The sequence below is a fragment of the Burkholderiales bacterium genome (genome assembly GCA_013695435.1).
GTDB lineage: Bacteria > Pseudomonadota > Gammaproteobacteria > Burkholderiales > JACMKV01 > JACMKV01.
In genome coordinates, this window is record JACDAM010000102.1 from 1 (window position 1) to 2,928 (window position 2,928).

The 2,928-nt window shown below is 58.8% G+C and carries 3 protein-coding genes; 2 read left to right on the forward strand and 1 reads right to left on the reverse strand.

Annotated elements, in window-relative coordinates:
• Positions 1-15 precede the first annotated feature (15 nt).
• Positions 16-411, forward strand: coding sequence for a tetratricopeptide repeat protein (locus H0V78_05710; protein ID MBA2351285.1), 396 nt, complete (start codon positions 16-18; stop codon positions 409-411).
• A 53-nt stretch (positions 412-464) separates the two neighbouring features.
• Here the strand turns inward: H0V78_05710 and H0V78_05715 are convergent, their stop codons facing one another.
• Positions 465-1,601 carry an acyltransferase gene (locus tag H0V78_05715; GenBank protein MBA2351286.1) on the reverse strand — a complete coding sequence of 379 codons (1,137 nt, stop codon included), beginning with the start codon at positions 1,599-1,601 and terminating at the stop codon, positions 465-467.
• A gap of 252 nt (positions 1,602-1,853) precedes the next feature.
• Between H0V78_05715 and H0V78_05720 the strand changes: the two genes are divergently transcribed.
• A partial coding sequence (locus H0V78_05720; protein ID MBA2351287.1) for an O-antigen ligase family protein occupies positions 1,854-2,928 on the forward strand: 1,075 nt, incomplete at its 3' end.

Here is a 2,928-nt window from a genome sequence, read left to right on the forward strand (position 1 = left end):
CACCATCGGGCGCTGATGGCGATGGTGAACCTGGCGCTAAAGGTAGGCAATGAAAAACCGCAGGGCGCTAACTATACTGTTTCCTGCTATTTTGATCGGGCCATGCGTTTCGCCGCTGACGACGGAACGGTACGCATGATTCACGGGATCTATTTATCGAAGATGGGCAGGAAGCGCGACGCGTTGAAACGCTTCGAAGAGGCTCGCTCACTTTCCCAAGAAAATGCCAACATTCACTATAACCTGGGATTGCTGTATTTCGATTTGAAGGATTACGACAACGCCCTTTTAAACGCGCAGAAGGCTTACCAATTGGGATTCGAACTGCCGGGCCTGAAGAGCAAGCTTGTGGGGGTGGGGAAGTGGCGCGAGCCCGCTCCCATTAGCAAGGAGCCCCGGGCTGCAGAATAACGGACGGCGTTTCGTTCGAGTGTTTAGAACTTTCCGTGATGCAGGGATGCTTGCTAGAGCAGCCGTCTTTTTCCGAGGCGCCTAATCGCCCGCGCGATTGGTCTTTCGACGGTCAAATAGGAGCCGGCGGCGATCGCTATCGTCAGCGCCAGGCTGAGTAGTCCGAAGAGGCCCCAGTGTTCCTGAGCGCTGATCGAAAAATGGCCCAGGTAACGCGCGGTAACGTGTTGTGCCGGGAGGTGATAAATATAAACGCCATAGGAGATTAAGCCAAGGTGGCGCAAAGGGAAGCCGTCAAGCAGCTTGCTCATAATCGATGCGAACGGGGCGGTAGTGATCAGAATCGCGATCAACACCGGAACATAAGGCAAGTTGTAACGGCCATACGGTATCTGCAGCCAGTCGTCGATCGGCGTGCTGAGTACAATCAGGATTGCGGCCAAGCATGCCCAGGCAGGCGCGTCGGCGTTCCAGGGACGTCGTGGGTTGCTGTGACGAAGCCGTAGGAACGACCGTCCGGCGAGCACGCCGAGGAGAAAATGCGGCAGGTGCCCAAGCAGGGAGTAGGTGAGAACGGGCGAGACCGCACGCGGACCCGACGTCCAGCCGATCGTAGCGATCAACCAGACGTATGTCGCGTAGCTTGCCGCCGCAAGAACCAGCACGCCTATCGCCGTGGCGACAGCGCCCATCCGGCGCGTCGGCGCAAAGAGCAGAGGGAGCAACAGATAAAACTGCACTTCCACGGCGATCGTCCAAAAGGGTGGATTGATCGAAAAGATGGACCAATCGAAGTAATTGAATGCGAGGGCGTAATGCAGCCCGATGTCGCTCCAGCCCATGGCCTCGCTCCAATGCCGGTTGGCGATGATGAGCGCCGTGAGGCAGATGTAATACGCAGGAAGGATGCGGGCGCAGCGGTACGCAAAATACCTGCCGAGATGTGGTGCACGCGCAGGCTCGAGTTTCGCTTGCCAAAGCGGAAGGCTGAGCAGCATTCCGCTGAGCGCAAAGAACAGCGCGACTCCGACATTGCCGTTTGCCAACAACCTGCCAAGCTCAAACGGACCGATTCGCGCATCGAGTTGCGTGATCTGACCGAAATGCACGCCGAAAACCATCAGGCATGCCAACCCACGCAGCCCGTCGAGTGCTGCGATTCGCTCAGGCGAATGGTTCTGGCGCTGCACCGGAAATCGGAAATTTGAACAGAATTTGCAAAGGGTATCATCGAAAATCCGGTGCTCTCGATCGCAGATCGCCGGCGAATTCCCTGCTATTCAGAGAGATCACCGTTGCCTGAGGGCTGGTTCTCTCCTCGGCGCCTGCTCCTGGCCGGCTTCGTTACTTTGGTTTTCGCGGGGATTGTGCATGCGTCGGTTTATACGGTCGCGTCAAGTCTTCCGCCAGGATGGCTCCTGCTCACATGCGTGGCAATAGGGATGACCGCGTTCGCGCCGCGTTTCCCGCAGGTGTCACTCGCGGCTTACATGGTGCTGGCGAGTGGCATTCCTAGATACGGAAAAGATTTCGAAGTGATCTTGCGCAGCGGCGCGCTGGAATGGATCTGTGTGTTGGGCGTGCTGGGCTGGGTGCTGTGGTGCGTGCAAACGCGCAGCACACCGCCTTGGCGAACTTATCTGTTTGCCGCCATGACTGCGTTCATGGTGTGGCTAGGCATCGCTTGGGTCGTGGCACAGAACGCCGGGTGGGCGTCCGAGCCGTTCCCGGGGCACAACCCGGTTCAGTTTCTTCATGGCTTCAGCCTGTTCCTGATTGCATCGAACACGCTTGGAGACGAACGAGCATCGTGGTTGATGGCGTTGACTCTTTGCCTCGCCCTGCTGCTGCGGGGTCTGGTGCAAGGGGTCTCGGGCTTGTATCTGGAAACCGACTTGACGGCGTTGGCTGCCATGGTCCTGCCCTTGGCGCTGATGGGCGCCTGGTGCACACGGGGCCGCGGGTTGCGCATCGCGTTCGTTGTCGCCGGTATGGGGATGCTCGCAATTATCGCCATCGGGCAGAATCGGGCGGCGGCCGTCGGGCTGCTATTCGCCCTTGGAGCACTGCTCTGGCACTCGAAGCATAAGCTCAAGGCAATAGGCGTCGCGCTGAGCATTGCCGCTGTGCTCGCGTTCGCCTTCCCTACGGGAGACTACTTCAACAGGTTCCGGGTATTGTGGGATCCATCGGCACAGCACAAAACCGCTTCACTGGATCGCGGCACGATCGAGGGCCGCCTAACCCTCTGGGCAGGCGGCAGGGACCTTATCCAGGATAACCCCTGGTTCGGGGTTGGTCCGGGAAATTTTCCGCACGTGATCGGGAGGTACCGTCAAGGCACCGACCACTACGCTGCCCACAACAGCTACATGAACATGGCCGGGGAAGCGGGCGTGCCGGCGTTCCTATTCTACGTTGCGCTTTTTGGAAGCGCTTTGCTGGTGCTGGAGCTTTTTTTGCGCAGCGCTTCGGACGAGCGGCCGCGTGCGCTAGCTCGAATGCTGCAGGCTTCAC